Source organism: Williamsia sp. Y853, assembly GCF_056786495.1.
Genome location: NZ_JBXCJC010000002.1, coordinates 29,779 through 52,882 on the forward strand (window position 1 = coordinate 29,779; position 23,104 = coordinate 52,882).

At 65.0% G+C, this 23,104-nt stretch carries 14 protein-coding genes; 7 read left to right on the forward strand and 7 right to left on the reverse strand.

Features of this window, described 5'->3' with window-relative positions:
* Positions 1–11: 11 nt before the first annotated feature.
* The 3 genes from AC1TPF_RS12170 to AC1TPF_RS12180 form a co-directional block, all read right to left on the reverse strand.
* A complete protein-coding gene (locus tag AC1TPF_RS12170; protein ID WP_482144149.1) occupies positions 12–2,624 on the reverse strand; it encodes an AAA family ATPase in 2,613 nt (870 codons plus the stop codon).
* The gene (locus tag AC1TPF_RS12175) at positions 2,621–3,832 is read right to left on the reverse strand and encodes a metallophosphoesterase family protein (RefSeq protein WP_482138658.1); all 1,212 of its coding nucleotides are present in this window, start codon (positions 3,830–3,832) and stop codon (positions 2,621–2,623) included. The genes AC1TPF_RS12170 and AC1TPF_RS12175 overlap by 4 nt, the downstream gene beginning before the upstream one ends.
* A 200-nt stretch (positions 3,833–4,032) precedes the next feature.
* Positions 4,033–5,298, reverse strand: coding sequence for a DUF7937 domain-containing protein (locus AC1TPF_RS12180; protein ID WP_482144151.1), 1,266 nt, complete (start codon positions 5,296–5,298; stop codon positions 4,033–4,035).
* Between the two features lie 147 nt (positions 5,299–5,445).
* On the opposite strand from AC1TPF_RS12180, the gene AC1TPF_RS12185 reads away from it, so the two are divergent.
* Positions 5,446–7,059, forward strand: a complete 1,614-nt coding sequence (locus AC1TPF_RS12185; RefSeq protein ID WP_482144152.1) for a molybdopterin-dependent oxidoreductase — start codon at positions 5,446–5,448, stop codon at positions 7,057–7,059.
* A 33-nt stretch (positions 7,060–7,092) separates the two neighbouring features.
* Here the strand turns inward: AC1TPF_RS12185 and AC1TPF_RS12190 are convergent, their stop codons facing one another.
* Genes AC1TPF_RS12190 through AC1TPF_RS12200 form a run of 3 tightly spaced genes read right to left on the reverse strand, consistent with a single transcriptional unit; the run spans position 7,093 to position 9,991 of the window.
* Positions 7,093–7,737, reverse strand: a complete 645-nt coding sequence (locus AC1TPF_RS12190; RefSeq protein ID WP_482138653.1) for a TetR/AcrR family transcriptional regulator — start codon at positions 7,735–7,737, stop codon at positions 7,093–7,095.
* A gap of 32 nt (positions 7,738–7,769) precedes the next feature.
* Positions 7,770–9,320, reverse strand: a complete 1,551-nt coding sequence (locus AC1TPF_RS12195; RefSeq protein ID WP_482144154.1) for a DHA2 family efflux MFS transporter permease subunit — start codon at positions 9,318–9,320, stop codon at positions 7,770–7,772.
* Positions 9,317–9,991 carry a PadR family transcriptional regulator gene (locus AC1TPF_RS12200; protein WP_482144156.1) on the reverse strand — a complete coding sequence of 225 codons (675 nt, stop codon included), beginning with the start codon at positions 9,989–9,991 and terminating at the stop codon, positions 9,317–9,319. The genes AC1TPF_RS12195 and AC1TPF_RS12200 overlap by 4 nt, the downstream gene beginning before the upstream one ends.
* A gap of 102 nt (positions 9,992–10,093) precedes the next feature.
* Between AC1TPF_RS12200 and AC1TPF_RS12205 the strand changes: the two genes are divergently transcribed.
* From AC1TPF_RS12205 to AC1TPF_RS12220, 4 genes are all read left to right on the forward strand, one after another.
* Positions 10,094–11,176, forward strand: a complete 1,083-nt coding sequence (locus AC1TPF_RS12205; RefSeq protein WP_482144158.1) for a glutathione S-transferase family protein — start codon at positions 10,094–10,096, stop codon at positions 11,174–11,176.
* A 6-nt stretch (positions 11,177–11,182) separates the two neighbouring features.
* Entirely contained in the window at positions 11,183–11,983 is an 801-nt protein-coding gene (locus AC1TPF_RS12210; RefSeq protein ID WP_482144160.1) for a hypothetical protein, read from the forward strand.
* A complete protein-coding gene (locus tag AC1TPF_RS12215; protein ID WP_482144162.1) occupies positions 11,980–15,876 on the forward strand; it encodes an ABC transporter ATP-binding protein in 3,897 nt (1,298 codons plus the stop codon). The genes AC1TPF_RS12210 and AC1TPF_RS12215 overlap by 4 nt, the downstream gene beginning before the upstream one ends.
* A 103-nt stretch (positions 15,877–15,979) precedes the next feature.
* A complete protein-coding gene (locus AC1TPF_RS12220; protein ID WP_482144164.1) occupies positions 15,980–19,828 on the forward strand; it encodes a multifunctional oxoglutarate decarboxylase/oxoglutarate dehydrogenase thiamine pyrophosphate-binding subunit/dihydrolipoyllysine-residue succinyltransferase subunit in 3,849 nt (1,282 codons plus the stop codon).
* Between the two features lie 84 nt (positions 19,829–19,912).
* Here AC1TPF_RS12220 and AC1TPF_RS12225 read toward each other — a convergent pair whose 3' ends face one another.
* The gene (locus AC1TPF_RS12225; protein ID WP_482144166.1) at positions 19,913–20,527 is read right to left on the reverse strand and encodes a TetR/AcrR family transcriptional regulator; all 615 of its coding nucleotides are present in this window, start codon (positions 20,525–20,527) and stop codon (positions 19,913–19,915) included.
* A 205-nt stretch (positions 20,528–20,732) separates the two neighbouring features.
* Between AC1TPF_RS12225 and AC1TPF_RS12230 the strand changes: the two genes are divergently transcribed.
* Both AC1TPF_RS12230 and AC1TPF_RS12235 read left to right on the forward strand, forming a co-directional pair.
* Positions 20,733–22,247, forward strand: coding sequence for a flavin-containing monooxygenase (locus AC1TPF_RS12230; protein WP_482144167.1), 1,515 nt, complete (start codon positions 20,733–20,735; stop codon positions 22,245–22,247).
* Complete coding sequence (locus AC1TPF_RS12235) at positions 22,244–23,104, forward strand: SDR family NAD(P)-dependent oxidoreductase (protein WP_482144170.1); 861 nt, start codon at positions 22,244–22,246, stop codon at positions 23,102–23,104. The genes AC1TPF_RS12230 and AC1TPF_RS12235 overlap by 4 nt, the downstream gene beginning before the upstream one ends.

The following is a 23,104-nucleotide window of genomic DNA, read 5'->3' on the forward strand; positions in this document are numbered from 1 at the left end:
CGCGCGAGTCTTTAGACCATCACCAGCTGCGCACCACCGACACCGGAATAGCGGGCAGGCGTGCAGGTCAAAACGATGACCTGGGTCTGCCGCCCGGCACGCCCGAGTACCGCGGCCATGCCCGCCAAGCGGCCCGGGTCGGTGTATCCGAGCGCGTCGTCGATGATCACCGGTACGCCGTCGACCGGGTCGACCAGCATCGCGCAGGCAAGACGACTGATGATGCCGAGTTGCTCCCTCGCTCCCCCGGACAACGACTCATGGTCGACGGTCACGCCGTCGAGGGTTCGCGTGGTGATGCGCAGATCCTCGTCGACCCCGATCTGCAACGTCGGGCCGAACACCACTTTTCCGAGCCGCAGGATCTGGTCGGCAAATGGAGCAACGTACCGACGACGCGTGTTGTCCCGATGCCGTTCCAAAGTCTGCATCAGCAGGGCGACAGCACTTGCCCGCAGCCGAACCCGTTCGTGTTCGGCCTTCGCGCTCTCCAATTCGGTTGCTGCCCGGTGTAACTGGTCGAGCTTGCCGTCGTCACGCCGGATGTCGATGCGGGCCCGCAGCTCGTTGATCTCGTCGCCCTGCGCCTTGAGCTTGGGTTGGCCCTGCTCGACCACCGCAGCCTTGTTCGAGTACTGCATCTCGAGGGTCTCCAGATCTGCTTCCGCGATCTGCGCGTCGATCTGCACGAGCGCCTGTTTTGCATCGACCAACCGATCGAGGAGGTCGACGCGACGGCGTGACAGGTCTGCATCATCTGCGGCCTCACTCAGCTCGGCGCGCTGCGTCTGCAGTTCGTCACATTGCCTGCGCAGTTCTGATGCGTTGTCCCCCAGCCTGCGCAGTTCGGCGTCGAGACCGCCTCGGCGGCTGCGCAACTCGGAGGCCGTCTCGGACAACCGGGCCACAGCGGCAGCCGCCAGATTCGATGCCTGCTCGGCCTCTGCCACGTCGAGAACATCATCGGATCCACTCGACGCACCCACGCGCTCACCGAGTTCGGCGCATTCGGCGCGCAGGACCACTTCGTCACGTTCGCCGAGAATCCCGGCGAGCTGCGCCTGCTGAGCCTCGACGGCACTCTCTGCCCGCTCACGTCGCCGCACAAGCGCCCGTAGCTCCGCCACGTCTTCGACACCACGCTCGGACAAAAACCCGGCCAGCGCCCGCTCAGCCTGGGTCACGCGATGCGAGAGCGTCGCGGACCCGGCGGCGGGTGTGACCACCACCCGGACCACACCGGCCACTTCGACCACGGTCTCGCCGGTGACCGCGAACTCGGTGTCGACGGCGCCCTGGCCGTTGGCATCTGCATGCCCGACGACCTCTACGACGGTCTCGCCCAGCCGGGTCACCGACATCGTCGCGGCAGCGAGTTCTGCGTTCGCGCGAGCAACGGTGACGTCGCTCGAGAGCGCCTCGGCAACCGGTATCTCGTTGCCGCCGTACGCCACCGCGGCCACGTCACGGCGACAGCGCGCCAATTCGGCGTGCACCTGGTCCACGCGTTCCAGGATTCCGATGAGTTCACGGTGGCGCGCCCGGGTGCTGTCGAGGCGGGCGCTCACACGCGCAGCGGCCACGCGCTCGGTCGCCTCCACATCACGTCGGCGGGCGGCATCCAGGCGCTCATCTGTCACCTCGACCTCGCGGACGCAGTCATCAAGTTTCTCGCGTAGGTCTTCGAGCGCCCGGTCGGACTCCTCGATGCCGCTGTTGCGGTCGGCGATCTGCCGATCGATCTCGGCGCGGGCCGCCAGGTCACGGTCGAGCAGCGCAAGTTCTTGGCCGACCAGACGCACCGTCTGTTGCGCGTCATGTTGACGGCCTTGTAGCCCGGCAGCCTGTTCGCGTTCGGCACTGAGCGCCGCCAAGTCGACCGTTGCCAATTCGACGGCGTTGGCGACCTCCCGACGAGAGTCGGTGAGCGAGTCGAGCCGGGCCGAATCCTTGGCGATCTCGGCCATGACCGCGACCATTTCGGTGTGCCGAAGCTCTGCGGCCTCCAGATCCGCCGTCGCTGCGGCCAATTCGCGGGACGGACGCCCTTGCGCGGCCGTGAAGTATCGTTCGTATTCGGTTCGCACCCGCTCGATCAAAATCGAGTTGTCGTCACTGCCGTCCACGGCGGAACCGGGCGAACCACCGGCGGCATCGAGTGCGCGCGACAATGCCGAGCTTCCGCTGAGATCGCCGACACTCGGATCGGCGGCCTGCATCAGCCGCAGTGCCTTGAACAATCCCATATCGACAGCGCCGTCAAGGATTTCGGACACCTTGTCGTGTGCGGTCCGTCCGCTGAGTTGCTCCGGTGCCGGTTCGTGGATGACCAGCTCGGTACGGGCCGCCCGGTTGTACTGTTTGGTGTAAGTGAACCGGTAAGGGCCACAACTGATATCGGCCTCCACGAGGCTACCGGCATCGACACCGGCCGGAGCGACCGCACGCACCCGGGTGCTCTTGCTGTCCGAACGAATCTCCAACAGCAGGTCCAACGCCTCGATCATCGACGACTTGCCGGCTTCGTTGGCACCCTCGACCACCGTCACACCCACTGCGGCAAAGTGGATTTCGCGCTCGGTGATACCGCGAAAATTGCTGAGCCGCAGCCGATGCAGCTTCACCGACGGTCCCCTGCCAGCCGGAAGAGCAAAGCCAGGGCCTCCTGCGCCGTGACCGCTTCCGGATCAGTGCCGCCTGCAGCGCCCGACAATTCGGCCACGGCGTCGCCGATGAAACCGCTCAGCGCCAGCTGGTCGAAGTCGTCCGGCCCGGGCCGGATCACGAGATCGTGTTTCAACGCCCAGAATGTCTGGGCGGCAAACCGGTCGGCGAACTGCTCGAGCATCTCGTCGAGTTCTGCGCGCTGCGTGATGGTGACCGCACCACGCAGTGCCAGCTGGACCACGGTGCGAGTCTTGTTGTCGATCTCGTCCAGCCGGCGACGCAGGTCGGCGATGTCGTCGGCACCGTTCACGTCGTGCTCGATGGTGCGAAAAGACCATTGCCCCACCGGGTGTGGCGTCACCGTCACCGATTGGGGGCCGGCATCGGGGTCGTGGCCGGGCAGACCGGCGCCCCGGGTGAGCGTCACCACGAGCGCCTGCCCGGGGTCGGTCTCCCGGTGGTCGTAGTTGGTGACCTCTTGGGCACCGGAGTACCAGATGCGCCCGGTCCGGCCGACATCGGTGGCCGAGTGCCGATCTCCCAGTGCCACATAGTCGATCAGTCCGTCGTCGATCGCCCTCTCGAGGTCACCGACACCGATCAGGGTGGGGTCGTCCGAGTCGGGTGCGAGGTAGTCGACGCGGCCGTGCCCGGCGACAATTCGGATGTCGTCGCCCGGCGCCAATCCGTCGACCTGCCTGGCCAGCAGATCCGACAACGGAACCTTGGTGGTCCAGGGCGCCGCGATGATCCGGATCCCGGGCCGGACCTGCACCGGGCCGGGCGTGCCCAGGACGTGCACATTGGGCGGCAGGTGTTCGGTGAAGACCCTGGAGCCGTAGATACTCGACGCATCCATCGGATCGTGGTTGCCGGGCAGCAGATACACCGGGACAGGCACCTGCGACAGTTCGTCGAGACTCTGCCGGATCACGCGGGACGAGACCTGCCGATCCTCGAACACATCGCCACACACCAGGACGAACTCGGCATTGTGTTGCGATGCCAACTGGCCGATACGGCCGATCGCCTCTTGGCGCGCAGCGGTGTACCGCGCCTGTGCATCGCCCTTCAGGAAATGCCGGGTCATGCCCAACTGCCAGTCGGCGGTATGGATGAACGTCACCTCGGTGGCGGGCTCGAACAGTGGAAGCGCGACACTCACAGGTGACTCCTCTCCGTTTCGTCGGTACTGCGACGATCCTACGAGGGCACTACGACAGAGCGTTGGACCTTCCGCGGTGGGTCACCGACCGATCACGAGCGCTCGCTCTCCACCGTCACCTGCCCTGCCACCGGCAACACGGGTGCCGCCGGTCACCTCGTACCCGTACTGTGACCCGCTCTGAACCGCGTTCGAACCCGTCAGACGCTCTCCCACGTATTCGCATGCATATTCGCCGATGTCTTCGCCGACGTTGCCCCCGGGGCCGCCATCGCAGGCGCGAGCGCTTCTCGCCAGACGATGAATACCGGTACCACAAGTGCGTTGAGCCACAACGCCATCGGCGCGGGCTGGTTCCAGTCGACCCGAAGGCTCATCAGCAGCAGAACCGCCAGCCCACACCCGAACAGGGTGGCCGCCAGCGCCAGCAGCGTGTTGCGCCGATCGGCGTCGTTGCTCGCCAGTCGATCTCGGGTGAGAACCGCCCCGGCGAGTGCAATCGTGAAGAACAACAGTGCGCCGAGCGTCGCGGCCGACGCGGAATACAGTGTCAGCCGAACCACCGACAGAGCGATCCACAACGCCGAGATCGCGGCCACCAACCCCAGCGGCGGCAAATAGTACTGGGCCTGGGTCAGCGCCGGGCGGGTGGGCAGAGCCGGCGACAGGGCTGCGGCCCCGATCCCGCCGAGTAGGCCCACCCCGAGATAGCTCAACTGCACGGTGTCCACCGACAGATATGGCATACCCGGCAGTGAGACCATCACCGCCCATCCGGCAACCGCCCAGGCCGGTAGCGAAAGTGCCAGTCCGGCAGCCGGTTTACCGACCGCAGCCGACCAGACCAACCGGCCGATGATGACCAGCCAGACAAGGGCCGCAATCGCATCGACGAGCGGGTTGAGCGCGCCGACGCGGAGTCCGGCGACCGCATCGATACCGTCGACGAAACGGAAGACCGACGTCGCCGCTCCGGCGACGGATGAGATGGCGAACAGAACTCCGAGACAGATCAGCACCAGCCGGGCGTGCAGATCCACCCGCGAGGGCATACCCGGAGTCAGATCGAACAGATCCGACTCTCGCGGTTGAGCCGCCAGTACGGCTCCGGCCAAACCGACCCACACCGCAGGCCCCAATCCGGTACTGCCGTAGGACACTTCGATCCACCGACTGGAGATGTCCCAGAACAGGTACACCGCAACCAGCGCCAGATACGGCACACCGGCGATCATTTTCGCCGCCCGCAACCGCGCCGGCGACCAGGTGGGACCGAACAGACCCCGCCGGCTCGCCGCCGGCAACAGCAACGACAACAGCGAGATCCCGGTGATGAGCGCCGCATCCACCCGAAGCAACGCGATCGAGTCCGCGTTCCAGTCCAGGCCCATCGACACCAGGAGCGCAACCACCGCGATGACGTCACGCATTCGATCGGCCCGCGTGGGAACCACCCCTGGCAACATATGCGTTCCTCCCCCTACAACCCCCCCAAGCAAGGGTCATATCGTACGACAGTCGCCGGCCATTCCACGTCTTCGTCGACGCTGTTCGAACCCAGAGGTTCAATTCGTCGGCGACCAACGGGGATCGGCGCGAGGATACTGGTCTGCATGCCCTTCTCACCGCCTGAACGGACGCTCGCAGCGATGGTCGGCGGAGTCCTGTGTACCGCCCTCGGTGTCGGCGTCGGTTACCTGTGCGCACTCGCGGTCGACCGCGGCGCCGCGCCGCTTCACGCGGTCGGTTCCGCTGTCATCGACGGCGCGCCCGCGTCGATGCGCGAATGGGCCATCGACGCATTCGGTACCAACGACAAACCTGTGCTCCTCGCGTCGATCGGCGCGATCATGGCGCTCATCGCGGCCGTCGCCGGGTTCGCAGAGTCGAGGCGGCCGCCTGCCGGACTGGTGATCTTCGGTGTGGTCGGCGCGATCGGGATCGCCGCCGCGCTGGACCGGCCGACCGCGGTGTGGACCTGGGCGCTGCCCACGCTGCTCGGCGTTGCTGTCGGTATGGTCGCGCTGCATATCCTCATAGGCCGCATTCAACCCGGCATCAACAGCGCTGCAACAGCGCCGGCGCCCCAGTTCGATCAGTCGACCGACGCCCGCTCACATCTGGACCCGGAAGCGGTGCAGACGCGGGACGTTGAACCACGGGAAGTCGAACGCCGTCAGTTCCTCGTCGGCGCTTCCGTGGTGGGTGGCGCCGTCGCGGTCACCGGCCTCGGCGCCACGGCGTTGTGGCGCAACACGGGCTCGGTCGGCGCCGATCGTGCTGCATTCGATGTGCCGTCGGCCACCAATACCGTGACCACCGTCGCCCCGGAACTCAAGGATGTCACCCCGTTCATCACCCCCAACAAGGACTTTTATCGCATCGACACGGCGCTCACGGTGCCGCAGGTGAAGAGCGATTCGTGGTCGCTGCGGATCCACGGGATGGTCGACCGCGAGGTCCGCATCGATCTCGATCAACTGCGCCGCGACCACACCCCGTTCGACGCCGTGGTGACGCTGACGTGTGTGTCGAACAGCGTCGGCGGAGATCTGGTCGGCAATGCCACCTGGACCGGCTACCGCATCCGCGATCTGCTGGCCCTGGCCGGCCCGGCGGACGACGCCGACATGGTCCTGTCCACCAGTGCGGACGGATGGACGGCCGGAACACCGCTGACCGCACTGACCGACAACCGAGACGCGATGCTCGCGGTCGGAATGAACGGACAACCCCTGCCGGTGGAGCACGGTTACCCGGTGCGCATGGTCGTCCCGGGACTCTATGGATACGTCTCGGCGACCAAATGGGTGGTCTCGCTCGAGGTGACACGATTCGACCGGGCCCGGGCCTACTGGACAACCCTCGGCTGGGCCGAAAAGGGTCCGATCAAAAGCAGTTCGCGCATCGACGTTCCTCGACCGAATTCCTCGGTGGCGGCAGGACCGGTGACGGTTGGCGGCGTCGCCTGGGCCCAGGGCCGGGGAATCAACGCCGTCCAGGTCCGGGTAGACGACGGCCCATGGAACGATGCCGAGGTCCTGCCACCGGACCTGATCGATGCCTGGCGGTTGTGGAAGTGGGACTGGAACGCCGAACCCGGCAAACATCAACTGACCGTCCGCGCCGTCGACGGCGACGGGCAACAGCAGATCGAAGCCGAAGCGCCCTCGGTTCCGGACGGCGCAACCGGACTCCACACCATCGCGGTGTCGGTGGTCGGCTGACCGCCGATGTCGTACGTCTTGTTGCCGTATGTCCTAGTTGGGTGATGCGGAATCGGCTATCAGGCCCGCCACGAGCGAGAGTGACCTGCGCGCAGCGGCATCGTCGCGATCGACGAGCCACCATTGGACTGTTCCGAAGAGCATCTGCAACGCAGACCGCACCAGGGTTCGCTCATCGATGTCCCACTTCATCTGGCAGCGCTCGCCGATCTCCGATAGATAAGCGCGGCCGTACTTCTCGGCGGTCTGATGTTGTACCAACGCCTGACCCGCGGATGCCGAACCGCTCGGCTGACGCAGCGAGAACAGCATCGATTCGATCATCAGCAGCCACCGACCGGGAAATTCCGCCGCGCGGCGCCACACCCCGGTGAGCGCCTCCTCTACCCAGGTGCGCAACGCATCTCGGCCGGTCTCGAGGGTGCCGGTCGGAATCGAACCGATCAGCGCTTGGAGTTGTTCGGTGATCACCTTCTCGATCATCGCCGCGACCAGTTGCTCTTTGTCGTCGAAGCAGTAATGCACAACGCCCAGTGAGACTTTGGCCTCTTCGGCGACTCCGCGCACGGTCACCGCGCTCATCCCACCGCGATCGGCCAGTGCCAGTGCGCTCTCCACCAACTGTGCGCGGCGATCCTCGACGGACAGGCGGCGCGGACCCGGGACGTCACTGTGCATGTCGCCCAGTACATCCCGCCCGCGCAGCTCCGTCAAACACCGCCGCTCGCGCGAATGTCGGCCACCTTCGCCTCATCCTGCGTCGGTGGCGTCGGATCCGGAACGCCCGATGCGCTCATATGCCGAGGTCGGGCAAAGAACAGTGCCGCGACCACACCCAGAAGCAATGCGGCCGCAGGCAGCAACAAGGTCTGCCCCATGGCGGTCGCGAAACCGTCGCGCACCTGTTCGGGCAGACGCCCGGTCACATCATCCATCGAGTTGTCACCGAATTGCGGCAACTCTGCTGCCAGACGCGTCTGGATCAGGGCTCCCACAGCCGCACTGCCGAGCACCGAACCGATCAGGCGCGTGGTGTTGTAGACGCCAGAACCTGCTCCGGCACTGCTCATCGGCAGATTCCGCGTGGCGGTGGCCGCCAGCGGCGCCCAGATACCGGAGCTCGCGATACCCATGAGGCTCACCGGCAGCAGCAACTGCCAGATCGGTGTGGTCGGGGTCGCGAGCACGGCGATCCAGCCGATCGCGATCGCGTTGAGAAGGAAGGCCGTGGTGATGATGTACCGCGGGTGGATCCGGTCGACCTGCTGCCCGACGATCGGGGCCAGAACACCGGTCAGGACCGCCATCGGAATCGTCAACACCGCTGATTCGGTCGGGGACAGACCACCGACGAGCTGTAAGTAGTACATCAGCGGGACCATCATGCCTGCGGTCGCGAAACCCATCGTCGCGATGCCCAGACTCGCCAGCGAGAAATTGCGATCACGGAAGAGATTCAACGGGACCAGCGGTTGGGATCCGGGTCGCAGCGTCACCATCTTGTGCTGCCAGTACACAAACAAGGCGATCAACAACAGACCGACGCCGATCAGGGCACAGATCCACCCGGCCCAGTCATACTTCTCGCCGTCCTGGATCGCGAACACCAGAGCGGCCAGACCCACACCACTGAGTCCGACACCGATGAGATCGAAGTTGCGTTTGCTGGTCGGCACCGTGGGCACCAGCTTCCAGGCCAGCACCAAGCCGATCACGCCGACCGGCACATTGACGAAGAAGATCCACTCCCAGCCCAGGCCATCGACCAGGATTCCGCCGGCGAGTGGGCCGACCAGCGTCGCCACGCCGGCCACGGTGCCCCACACGCCCATCGCCGCACCGCGTTTGTCGGCCGGGAACATCCGGGTGATCAGCGCCATGGTCTGCGGGGTGATCAGGGCCGCTCCCACGCCTTGGAGCCCGCGGGCGATGATCAGGATCTCGATCGACTGCGCCAGACCACACAGCACGCTCGCCACGGTGAAGACAATCAGCCCGAGCTGGTAGATGTTCTTCGGCCCGAAGCGATCGCCGAGGCGGCCGGCGAGGAGCATGGGCACCGCGTAGGTGAGCAGATAGGCACTCGAGACCCAGATGACGCCGTTGACGTCGGTGTCCAGGGCCCGCTGAATGGCCGGCTGGGCAACGGCAACGATGGTCATGTCGACCAAGATCATGAAGAACCCGATGCACAACGCGCCCAACGCCAGCCATGGTCTGGTGGTGATCGGCGCGTTGGTCTCCGCGGTGGGACTACTCACGTGCGTACCTCGTTTCCTGAGCGGGCGATCGGCCCGGTGATATCGGTGTGATCCTGCTGCGGGTCGGCGTCACGCAATTCCTTGTACTCCGGCAGCCACATCATTTCGCCGGTCGCGAGCCGCGTGCGTAGCTGCTCCAGCCAGCTGATCTGGGCATCGAGTACAGCTTGGCGGCACCCGACGTCGAGCAGGAACATCTCTGGATGTCCCTGTCCGAGGGCTTCGGACATCGCTGACCGCACATCCGACAACTCGGTACGCATGGTTGCCAGACGTTCATCGAGCAACGCCACAACCTCGTCCCGGCCCAGGGTGTGGGCTTCTGCCAACGCGAGATAGAGCACGGGATACTCCACGACCGGTGTGCGCAGCGTGGATACGAGCGCGCTCTCCAACGCCTCTCGCCCCTCCCCGGTTATCGCATAGACCGTTCGTTCCGGCCGGTTCCCGTCGCGATGTACATCCCTGATCTGCAACAGGTTTCGGCAACAGAGCCGATCAACGGTGTGGTAGAGCGAACCCGGCCGCAGTTTTGCAAACCGGTCTTCCTTGCGCGCCCGAAGCGTCTGCAACATCTCATAGGGGTGCATCGGCTGTTCGACGAGGAGCCCGAGGACCATCACACCCATCGGCGTCAACGCGGCTGCTGCCACCCCGGGTCGCGCGTCCATCAGATACCCCAGACGATTATTCGGCGTCGAATACTCCTTGCGGAATATACCGCGAGAAAGAGCTGGTGCCCAGACTTTTTCGGACGGCTAGTCTGGAAAACGATGAGCACTCAGGCGAGGACTTCCGATCAGAGTTCGGCGGATGGAAATGTGCCCGAAGGAAATGTGCCCGATGGCTACGTGACCGTCGGCCAGGAGTTCGTGCGCGACACCAACTACATCGACGACCGGATCACCCGTGATGGGATCGGCCCCGCGGGCAAGACGTTCCCGGTCGAGGCAGGCCGCTATCGCCTGGTCGTCGCCCGCGCCTGCCCATGGGCGAATCGCGCGATCATCGTGCGCCGCCTACTCGGGCTGGAGCAGGCGTTGTCGATGGGCATGTGCGGGCCCACCCATGACTCGGACAGTTGGACGTTCGATCTCGACCCCGGCGGCATCGATCCGGTCCTGAAGATCCATCGCCTCAAGCAGGCTTATCTCACCCGCTATCCCGATTACCCGCGCGGCATCACCGTGCCCGCAATCGTGGACATCCCGACCGGGGCCGTGGTCACCAACGAGTTCCGGCAGATGACCTTCGACTTCTCCACCGAATGGGTCGATTTCCATCGCGAAGGTGCACCCGACCTCTACCCGGTGAACCTGCGCACCGAGATCGACGAGGTGATCGACGTGATCTTCACCGATGTCAACAACGGGGTGTACAAGGCCGGATTCGCAGGCAGCCAGGACAGCTACGACGCGGCCTACGACCGGTTGTTCGCACGCCTCGACGACTTATCGGAACGACTGCGCGGGCAGCGCTATCTGGTGGGCGAGACCATCACCGAGGCCGACATCCGGCTGTTCACCACACTCGTCCGTTTCGACTCCGTCTACCACGGCCATTTCAAGTGCAACCGCTCCAAACTCAGCGAGATGCCGGTGCTCTGGGCCTACGCCCGCGACCTGTTCCAGACGCCCGGTTTCGGAGACACCGTCGACTTCACCCAGATAAAGCAGCACTACTACATCGTCCACAGCGACATCAATCCCAGCCGGATCGTGCCCCGCGGGCCCGACCTGTCCGGCTGGCGCAGCACTCATCACCGCGAACAACTCGGTGGCCGCCCCTTCGGCGATGGGACCCCGCCACCGCCGCCCCTGCCCACCGAACGCGTACCCGCCGGACAAGGAGCCTGAAAAGACGTGGCAAAGAAACAACTTTCGTCGATCGGCAACGGCAACGCGATCGGCGCGACCCGCAAGACCGAGGGCATGATCGATTCCCTGGTCGATCATGCCCAGCATCTGCAGGCACCGGCAGTCACGAAATATATCCACCGCCTTCGACGCGAGCATCCGCAGGAGTCACCCGCGCAGATCATCGAACGACTCGAAAACCGGTTCCTGCTCGCGGTGACCGGATCCGGCGGCGCGGTGGGTGCGGCCGCCGCATTCCCCGGTATCGGGACGATGGTGTCTCTTGCCTCGCTCGGCGCCGAAACCGCCTTCTTCATCGAGGCTTCAGCGCTGTTGTCGCTGGCGATCGCCGAGGTTCACGGAGTCCCGATCGATGATCGGGAACGCCGCAAAGCCCTGGTGCTGACCGTGGCCCTCGGTGAATCCGGACTTGCGGTGGTCCGGGATTCACTGGGCGCCAAGTCGGGAACCGTGGCCAGGGTGTTCGGCGGATTCATCCCCGCGCCGGTCCTGCGCACACTCAATCAGAAGCTGATCCGCACCTACTTCAAGAAGTACGCGCTCCAGAAGCTGCCGCTGGCGGCAGGCAAACTACTCCCCGCCGGACTCGGTGCGCTCGTCGGCGGCGTTGGCAACCGGGCGCTGGGCAGGATCATCGTGAACAACTCACGGCAGGTCTTCGGACCACCGCCGCCCTACTGGCCGGTTCGCGATCCGAATGTCCCCCTGTACGCAGTGGGCAATCCCCAAAACGCCGTGGGCACCCCACAGATCCCGGCCTCCGGAGATGGGCCGAGCGCTAGTTGACCCGACCACACACTGCATCCACCGGGTCCGGTTGGATCCGACGTCTGATCGGCGAGTGCGGCCGCCACCGACGGCTCGTTGCGATCACGCTGGCCGTCACCGCACTGGCCGTCGTGATCGATCTCGCCCTCCCCCTGTTGACGAGGGCCGCGATCGACGAAGCAACCGGGGTCGCCCGTCACGGCTACACGATCGGCGCCATCGCGCTGGTGATGGTGGTCCTGGCATTTGTGCGGTACGGATGCCAGTACGGCCGCAGGCTGACCGCAGGCAAGCTGTCGTTGAAGGTGCAGAACTCGTTGCGGCTGTTGGTCCTGGATTCAGTGCTGCGGACCGATGGCGCCGCACAGGACCAGATCCGCACCGGCCAGGTCGTGTCGCGGTCCATCACCGACCTCCAACTGGTGCAGGGTCTGCTCGCGATGGTGCCGCTGTCGCTTGGCGCCGCACTCCAGGTGGTCCTTGCCATCGGCGTGATGTTCTACCTGTCACCGTTGCTGACCGTAGTTGCGCTCCTGGTCATCCCTTGCGTCGCCGTCATCGCCTTCAACAGCCGCAAGCGGATGTTCGCGGCCACGTGGTCGGCGCAGCAGGCCGCCGCGGATCTGGCGCAGCATGTCGAAGAGACCGTCACCGGTGTCCGGGTGGTGAAGGGTTTCGGTCAAGAGGATCGCGCAGTAGACGAACTCGTCGGGTATGGGCGTCGCCTCTACTCGCTGCGCCTGCGGGCCGCGAAGATCAACGCGCGTTTCGCGCCGGCACTGGCCGCGGTGCCACAGCTGGGCATGGTCGCGATCATCGCGCTCGGCGGTTACCTGACGATGACCGGGTCCATCTCGATCGGCACCTTCCTGGCGTTTGCCACCTACGTGACGACCATGACCGGACTGGCCCGTGTCCTGACGTCGCTCATCGTCTCCGCACAGCTGGCCCGGGCTGCCGTCGAGCGGGTGTACGGCGTGATCGATCAGCCGGCAGATCCCGGGCTGGCGGCAACCGGCCTGCTGCCCGACGGCACACTCGGACTCGAGCTCCGCGACGTCACATTCACCTATCCCGGTGCCGCCGAACCGGTCCTGCGTGATCTCGATCTGTCCATCGCGCCCGGCGAGGTCGTCGCGGTGGTCGGGGCCCCGGGCTCCGGCAAATCGACCCTGGCCATGCTCGCCGACCGGTTCTACCGACCCGACTCGGGTTCGGTGGAACTGACGACGCACGCCGGGACCGCCTGGTCCCAGATCCCCCGGCTGCCCTCCACCTACGACATCAACACCATCGCGACCGAGGAGCTTCGTGGTGCGGTCGGCGTGGTGTTCGACGAACCCTTCCTCTACTCCGACACCGTCGCCGCGAACATCGCGCCGAACGCGCACGTCGGCAAGTTCGACGAGGACGGTCCCATACCTGCGGGCATCGCCGACGCCGCATCGCAGGCACAGGCCACCGGTTTCGTGACTGCACTCGAAGACGGTTTCCGGAGCATCGTCGGCGAACGCGGACTCACCTTGTCCGGTGGCCAGCGACAGCGGATCGCGTTGGCCCGAGCACTGTATGCCGACCCTCGCGTTCTGATCCTCGACGACGCCACCTCCGCGGTCGATGCCCAGACCGAGGCGAAGATCTTTGCCCACCTGCGCACCTCCACCCGGACCATGCTGTTGCTGGCCCATCGCCGATCGACCCTGTCCCTGGCCGACCGCGTCGCGGTGCTCGACGGTGGCCGGATCATCGACATCGGCACCGATGCCGAACTGACGCAGCGGTGCCCCGAGTTCCGGGCCTTGATGACCACCGACCTCGACGCCCTCGACGGCGAACTCGCGAATCCCGACAACGCCTTTCGTGATGACCCCGCGATCGACGATCCCTCGGTCGACACCGCGGCGCTGTGGCCGGCCGACGCGCCGGACGCGGTCGAACCGACCCGCGCCGTCACCAACGCGATCGGCGGCAGGGGTCGCGGCGGCGGCGGCGGAATCGCGGGCGCGCTCGGAGCCATGCCCGCCACACCCGAACTCCTCGAATCCGTGGCCGCATTGCCGCCTGCGGACGAATCGCCTCCCACCGACGACGCCGACATCCGCCGTGACCGTCCCGACTTCTCGCTGCGCCAGTTGTTGCGGCCGGTTCGATGGCTGCTGGCCGCGGTGGTCGTCTGCATCAGTGTCGACACCCTGATCGGCCTGGCGTTCCCGACGATCGCCCGGTTCGGGATCGACGGCGCGAGCGATGATCAGTCAAGTCGCATCTGGATTGCCACCGGCCTCGGGCTCGGTGCGGTGGCCGTCGGTTTTGTCGCCGCCGCGGTGATGACCGTGATCACCGCGCGCAGTGGCGAGCGCGTCCTCTACGCGCTGCGCGTCCGCAGTTACGCACACCTGCAGCGCCTCGGGCTGGACTACTACGAGCGAGAATTGTCCGGGCGCATCATGACGCGGATGACCACCGACGTCGACGCGCTCTCGACGTTCCTGCAGACCGGACTGTCGTCGGCGATCGTGAGCACCCTGACGATCGTCGGGGTCGGGGTGGCGGTCGTGCTCACCGATCTGTCGCTGGGTCTGCTGATGCTGGTGGTTTTCCCGCCGATCATCATCGCGACGATCGTCTTCCGCCGGATCTCATCCCGCGCGTACACCCGATCGCGCGAACTGATCAGCGAGGTGAATGCCGACTTCCAGGAGAACGTGGGCGGCGTCCGCACCACGCAGGCCTACCGCCACGAGGGCTTCGCGATGGCCCGGTTCACCACCCGTGCGGCGACCTATGTCCGGGCCCGGATGGTCTCCCAGCAAGCGATCTCGATCTACTTCCCTTTCATCACCCTGATGGCGGATCTGGCCACCGCAGGCATCATCGCGGTCGGAGCCCATCAGGTGGCGCGCGGCGAGACCAGCCCCGGCACCCTTGTCGCGTTTGTCCTCTATCTCGGCATGTTGTTCGGTCCCGTTCAGCAGTTGTCCCAGGTGTTCGACGGCTATCAGCAGGCACTGGTCGGACTCCGCCGCATCTCTGATCTGCTGGCGACCCGCAGCAGTGTGCAGTGCCCGGACAGCTTCGGGTCACGTGACGGCGGACCGGCCGAGACCGTCCCACCACCGCCCGGCGGCTTCGAGGGCCACGCCGAACTGCGAGGGGTGACATTCCGCTATTCCGGTGCGTCGCGCGATGCCCTGTCGACCGTCGACCTCGATCTACCGGCCGGGACGTCACTGGCGTTGGTCGGTGAGACCGGCGCGGGCAAATCGACCATCGTCAAACTGCTCGCGCGCTTCTACGACCCCACCACCGGTTCGGTCCGGATGGACGGCACCGACATCCGCGACTTCCGGCTGAGCTACTACCGGTCCCGGCTCGGCGTGGTGCCGCAGGAGCCGCACCTGTTCACCGGGACCGTGGCCGACAACATCGCCTACGGCAAGCCCGATGCGACCCGTGAGGAGATCGCCGCAGCCGCCGCGGCCGTCGGGGCACTGTCGATGGTCGCGGGTCTGTCGGGGGCGATGAACCATCCGATCGGGGAACGCGGAAAGGGGCTGTCGTCAGGTCAGCGACAGCTGATCGCGCTGGCCCGCGCCGAGCTGGTCGACCCCGACCTGCTGCTGCTCGACGAGGCCACCGCCACCCTGGATCAGTCGACCGAGCGCCGAGTGCTGGCTGCGGGACGGCACCTGACCGGATCTCGGACGTCGGTGATCGTCGCCCATCGGCTGGCCACCGCGGCTCGCGCGGATCGCATCGCGGTGGTGTCCGGCGGTCGTATCGTAGAACTCGGAACACATCGGGATCTGCTGGCGTTGAATGGTCGGTACCGGGCTCTGTGGACAGCGGGTATCACACCGGATGAGATCGAACAAAGTGACCCACGCCACGAAGGCAGCCAACCGGCATAGCCTCGCAGTCCAGTGGGGTCTAACCTTGTTATCTGGGACTTCGCAACGCACGTAGGTCGGAAACGCACGCCGACCAATTAATGAATTGAGGCGAGATACTGCCGTGAGCAGCAGTTCGATTTCAGACTTCGGACAGAACGAGTGGCTGGTTGAGGAAATGTACCAGCGCTTCCAAAAAGACCCGACCTCGGTTGATCCGAGCTGGCATGAGTTCTTGACGAACTATGCAGCCGAGGCCAACGGAACGAAAACAACCACCGGTGACACGGCGAAGGCCACGCCTGCCACCACATCCGACACCTCCGCTTCCGACACCTCCGCATCCAACGGATCGGGTTCGAGTAAGCCGGCAGTCGATTCGACGCCCGCCAGCAAGGCCGCAGCAGGTCAGTCAGAAACCAGTCGCGACGGATCCAATGCCACCACCGCCACCGCGTCCTCGGCAAAGGCCACCACCGCGCCTGCGGCAAAGGCAGATGCGCCCAAGGCTCCGGCCAAGGCGAAGTCGCCTGCGCCGACCAAGGACGCAACCGTCTCGAAGAAGACCACCGCAAAGAAGCCGACCGCCCCGGCTGCCACCGAGGTTTCCTCTCAGGTGTTGCGCGGCGCAGCGGCCACCGTTGCCAAGAACATGTCGGCATCGTTGCAGATCCCGACCGCCACCAGTGTGCGTGCGATTCCGGCGAAGCTGATGATCGACAACCGGACGGTCATCAACAACCATCTCGCCCGTACCCGCGGCGGCAAGATCTCGTTCACCCACATCCTGGGTTACGCGATCGTGCAGGCCATCAAGTCGTTCCCCAACCTGAACCGGCACTTCGCCGAGGTCGACGGCAAGCCGAATATCGTCTCACCTGCGAATACCAATCTCGGCCTTGCCATTGATCTTCCCGGCAAGGGTGGATCGCGCATGCTGGTGGTTGCTGCCATCAAGCGCTGCGAGAACATGAACTTCGCCGAGTTCCATGCCGCTTACGAGGACGTCGTCCGCCGGGCCCGCGAAGGCAAGCTCGCCGGCGACGACTTCGCCGGAGTGACAATCTCGCTCACCAACCCCGGCACCATCGGCACCGTGCATTCGGTCCCCCGTTTGATGAAGGGCCAGGGCGCCATCATCGGCGCAGGCGCGATGGAGTACCCCGCCGAGTTCCAGGGCGCCAGCGACGAGCGCATCGCCGAGATGGGCGTCGGCAAGCTGATGACGCTGACCTCGACCTACGATCACCGCATCATCCAGGGCGCCGAGTCCGGCGACTTCTTGCGGACGATCCACCAGTTGCTGCTGTCGGATGATTTCTTCGACGAGATGTTCACGACGCTGCACATCCCGTACGAGCCGATCCGGTGGCGTCGCGACATCTCCGAAGGTGAAGTCGACAAGAACGCACGGGTTCTGGAACTGATTGCGGCATACCGCAATCGGGGCCACCTGATGGCCGACATCGATCCGCTGATGCTCGATTCGGATGCACGCGCCTCCCACCCCGACCTCAACGTCCTGACCTACGGCCTGACGCTGTGGGATCTCGATCGCAGCTTCAAGGTCGGCGGATTCCACGGCGAGAACAAGATGAAGCTGCGCGACATCTTGTCGATCCTGCGCGATTCGTACTGCCGCCACGTCGGTGTCGAGTACACGCACATCCTCGAACCCGAACAGCAGCAGTGGCTGCAGGACCGGGTCGAGATCAAGCACGTCAAGCCGCCGGTGGCCGAGCAGAAGTACATCCTGTCGAAGCTCAATGCCGCCGAGGCCTTCGAGACGTTCCTGCAGACCAAGTACGTCGGGCAGAAGCGTTTCTCGCTGGAAGGTGCCGAAGCCGTCATTCCGATGATGGACGGTGTCATCGACCAGAGCGCCGAATACGCACTCGACGAGGTTGTTGTCGGTATGCCGCACCGCGGTCGGCTGAACGTGCTGGCCAATATCGTCGGTAAGCCGTACTCGCAGATCTTCACCGAGTTCGAGGGCAACCTGAATCCGTCGCAGGCACACGGGTCGGGCGATGTGAAGTACCACCTCGGCGCCGAGGGCAAGTACTACCAGATGTTCGGCGACAACGAGATCCTCGTCTCGCTGACCGCCAACCCGTCGCATCTCGAGGCCGTCGACCCGGTGCTCGAGGGACTGGTCCGCGCCAAGCAGGACCTTCACAACAAGGGTGGCGAAGAAGAATTCACCGTTCTGCCGTTGATGCTGCACGGCGATGCCGCATTCGCAGGCCAGGGTGTGGTCGCCGAGACCCTCAACCTGGCGATGCTCCCCGGGTACCGCACCGGCGGCACGATCCACATCGTGGTCAACAACCAGGTCGGCTTCACCACCGCTCCGGAATCGTCGCGTTCGTCGGAGTACTGCACCGACGTCGCGAAGATGATCGGTGCGCCGATCTTCCACGTCAACGGCGACGACCCCGAAGCCTGCGTGTGGGTGGCCAAGCTGGCCGTCGACTACCGGCAGAAGTTCAACAAGGACGTCATCATCGACCTCGTGTGCTACCGCCGTCGCGGTCACAACGAGGGTGACGATCCCTCGATGACCCAGCCGGCCATGTACGACGTGATCGACACCAAGCGCAGCGTCCGCAAGAGCTACACCGAAGCCCTCATCGGCCGCGGTGACATCTCGCTCAAAGAGGCCGAAGACGCCCTGCGCGACTACCAGGGTCAGCTCGAACGGGTCTTCAACGAGGTCCGCGAACTCGAGAAGTACCAGGCCACTCCGAGCCCGTCGGTCGAATCCGATCAGGCTCTCCCGGTGAAACTGGAGACCAAGGTCAGCAAAGAGACCGTGGAACGGATCGGCGACGCCTTCGCCAACGTGCCCGAGGGCTTCACCGTCCATCAGCGGGTCCAGCCGGTACTCAAGAAGCGTCAGGACATGTCGCGCAACGGCAACGTCGACTGGGCGTTCGGCGAATTGCTCGCCTTCGGCTCACTCGTCGAAGAGGGCCGCACGGTCCGCCTGTCGGGCCAGGACTCACGTCGTGGCACGTTCACCCAGCGACACTCGGTGCTCATCGACCGGGAGACCGGCGACGAGTACACGCCGCTGCGCACGGTTGCCGAGACCAACCCGGACAGCCCCGGCCAGTTCCTCGTCTACGACTCCTCGCTGAGCGAGTACGCGGTCGTCGGATTCGAATACGGCTACTCCGTTGGCGATCCCGACGCACTTGTGCTGTGGGAAGCCCAGTTCGGTGACTTCGTGAACGGCGCACAGTCGATCATTGACGAGTTCATCTCGTCGGGTGAGGCCAAGTGGGGCCAGACCTCCGACGTGGTGCTGCTGCTCCCGCACGGCCACGAGGGTCAGGGTCCCGACCACACCTCGGGCCGCATCGAGCGGTTCCTGCAGTTGTGCGCCGAGGGTTCGATGACCGTCGCACTGCCGTCGACACCGGCGAGCTACTTCCACCTGTTGCGGCGCCACGTCCTCGACGGGATCAGCCGACCACTGGTTGTCTTCACCCCGAAGTCGATGCTGCGCAACAAGGCAGCGGTCTCCCCGATCTCCGAGTTCACCGATGGCAAGTTCCGCTCGGTCATCGACGATCCGGCCTTCGATGGTGGCGGCGATCGCAGCAAGGTCGAGCGGGTGCTGCTGGTGTCGGGCAAGCTCTACTACGAGCTGGCCGCACGCAAGGCGAAGGACAACCGCGATGACATCGCGATCGTCCGGATCGAGCAGCTCTACCCGGTTCCGCACAAGCGCCTCAAGAACGCGCTCGACCAGTACCCGAACATGAAAGAAGTGTTCTGGGTCCAGGAAGAGCCGAAGAACCAGGGTGCATGGCCGTACTTCGGCCTGACGCTGCCGGAGATGCTGCCCGAGTACTTCAGCGGATTGCGGCGCGTGTCGCGTCGCGCGATGTCCGCACCGTCATCGGGCTCGTCGAAGGTCCATGCCGTCGAGCAGCAGGAGATCGTGGATACCGCGTTCGCCTGATCCAACCCCCCGATAATGTGCCCTTTTGGCGGCGCCCACCAGGGCTTTCAGTCGCCAGAAGGGCACATTATTGGTATCCGGGGGCTAATCGCCGGCAGTGTCCAAGGTTCCGGCGGTGGTCGCGAGCAGCGGCAGGGCTCGGGTGATCAGTTCGATGAGGGTCTCGCGGGTGACGCCGGTGTCATCGAGTAGCCAGCGGACGGTGACCTGTTCGCTGAACGTGACCCAGCCGTGCACCGCCAGTTCGAGGATCGGTGTGCGCTGCAGATTCAGTAGGTCGGCCAAACCGAGAACCCGCTCGGCCATGACCGCGCGGGTGTCGTCGGCGACCTTGCGCATCGCCGGATCCGAGGCGCCGACACCCTGCAGGATCGCCAGATAGGCCGACCTGTTGGCCGAGACGTAGTCGATGAATTCGGCGAGGGATGCGCGAGCGATCGCGAGAGGATCTCCCAGGCTCAGATCCGGTTCGGTACGTTCGAGCATCCGCTGACTCTGCGTGGTCGTCAGCGCCACCAGAAAGTCCTGTTTGGACTCGAAATAGTGGAACAGCAGGGCGCGCGAGACCCCGGCGGCCTCGGCCACCTCCTCGACCGACACCTGGTCCAGCGCCCGGTCGGAGAGCATCTGCAGTCCGTGTTCGATCAGCTGATCGCGACGGGCCTGCGGACTCATTCGGGTACGACGGGCAGTGGTCATGAATGTTCACCCTACTGACTTGTCGTCAATAAGTGGACACGAAGCGCAGCGGAGCTGGACCCAAGAGTGGACACGAAGCGCAGCGGAGCTGGACCCAAGAGTGGACACGAAGCGCAGCGGAGCTGGACCCGTGAGTGGACACGAAGCGCAGCCAGCTGGACCCATCCCTATTGACACTCGGTCAGTAGTGGGTATGTTCGTACCCATGAACGTTGTAAAGATCGCCATCATCGGCGCGGGCTTCTCCGGACTCGGCGCCGCGATCAAGCTGCGGCAACAGGGTATCGACGACTTCGTGATCCTTGATCGCGGAAGTGACTTCGGCGGCACCTGGCGCGACAACACCTACCCCGGTGCCGCCTGCGATGTGCCCTCTCACCTCTACTCGTATTCGTTCGCACTCAATCCCTCGTGGAGCCGCTCGTTCTCCCGGCAGCCAGAAATCCACCGCTACATCAACGCGGTCGCAGATCAGCACAACCTTGCGCCCAACACGCAGTGGAACACCGAGGTCAACAGCATCACCTGGGATGAGCCTGCCGGCCAGTGGGCCATCAAGACCTCTACCGGTGACTACCGTGCGACATTTGTGATCGCCGGTGTCGGACCGCTCTGCGAACCCAAACTCCCCGACATCAAGGGCATCGGCGACTTCACGGGCGAGGTCTTCCACTCGGCGCAGTGGAACCACGACTACGACCTCGAGGGCAAACGGGTCGCGGTCATCGGTACCGGCGCCTCGGCCATCCAGATCATTCCGGAACTGGCCGAGAAGGTCGGCCGACTCGACGTCTACCAGCGGACCGCGCCATGGGTGCTGCCGCGCGCGGATCGCCCGTACTCGGCCGCCGAGAACTGGGCGTTCAAGAACATTCCCGGGTTCCAGAAGGCCGCCAGGGGCGGTATCTACGCCTCGCACGAGCTGGTCTCCTTCGGCCTGACACACGCCCCCAATGTGCTCGCGCCCGCCAAGATCATCGGCAAGCGGAACATCGCGCGCGGCATCTCCGACCGCACATTGCGCGCCGCGGTCACCCCGAACTGGAAGGTCGGATGCAAGCGCATCCTGCTGTCGAACACCTACTACCCGGCGCTGGGCCAGAAGAACGTCGACCTGGTCACCGACCCCATCAAAGAGGTCACCGCCACCGGGATCATCACCGCCGACGGGGTCGCCCGCGACGTCGACGCGATTGTTGTCGCGACCGGCTTCCATGTCACCGACTCCCCCGCCTTCGAGCACATGATCGGCAAGGACGGCGCCAGCCTCACCGAGGTCTGGGACGCGACCGGGATGAATGCGTACAAGGGCACCACCGTGCACGGGTTCCCCAACCTCTTCCTGATGGTCGGTCCCTCGACCGGCCTCGGCCACACCTCGATGGTCTACATGATCGAGTCGCAGCTGAACTATCTCGTCGACTACCTCAAGCTGCAACGCAAGTACGACATCGCCCGCGTCGAGGTCCGATCCGATGTACAGCACGACTACAACGTCGGCATCCAGAAGAACCTGAAGTCCAGCGTCTGGGAGACCGGCGGCTGCGCCAGTTGGTACAAGGACGCCTTCGGCAACATCACCACACTGTGGCCCGGATTCACGTTCAACTACCGCCGTATCACGCGTAAGTTCGATCTGGCCGCATACGACACCGCCAGTGCGCACACCGGTGCGACGGCCGAACACACCCGACCCGCAACAGAAACGGTGACATCGTGAAGGACTTCAAGGGCAAGGTTGCCGTGGTGACCGGGGCCGGATCAGGCATGGGCCGAGACCTGGCACTGCAGCTGGCGGCCAAGGGCGCGCTCGTCGCGATCAGCGACGTCAACCCTTCCGGACTCGATGAGACCGAACGGCTACTGAAAGCTCGCGGTGCACAGGTTCATTCGCAGCTGCTCAATGTCGCCGAACGCGAAGCCGTACTCGAATACGCCGATACCGTCGCGGCACATTTCGGCAAGGTCAACCTGGTCATCAACAACGCAGGCATCGCCCATCACGGCGAAGTCGAGATCACCGAGTTCAAGCAATACGAGCGCGTGATGGACGTCGACTTCTGGGGTGTGGTCAACGGCACCAAGGCCTTCCTCCCCCACCTCATCGCATCGGGCGACGGCCACATCGTGAACACCTCGTCATTGTTCGGGATCCTGGCGATGCCCGGCCAAAGCGCTTACAACGCAGCCAAGTTCGCGGTGCGCGGATTCACCGAGTCGCTTTACCAGGAGATGCGGATCGCCGGGCATCCGGTGCAGGTCACCTGCGTGCATCCCGGCGGAATCAAGACCGCCATCGCGCGCAATTCGACGGTGTCAGAGGGTCACGATCAGCGCACCGCCGCCGAACTCTTCGACAAGAAGCTGGCCCGGACGACCTCACCGCGCGCCGCCGAGATCATCATCGCCGCGATCGAGAAGAACCGTCCCCGCGTGCTGGTCGGTGCCGATGCAAAGATCATCGACGTCCTGGTCCGCGCCGGCGGTTCACTGTACGAAGTGGTGATCTCCAGGTTCGCCGGCCGGGTTGCACCGAAGCCGGAAAAGGTTCCCCACAACCCGACGTCGGTGCTGTGA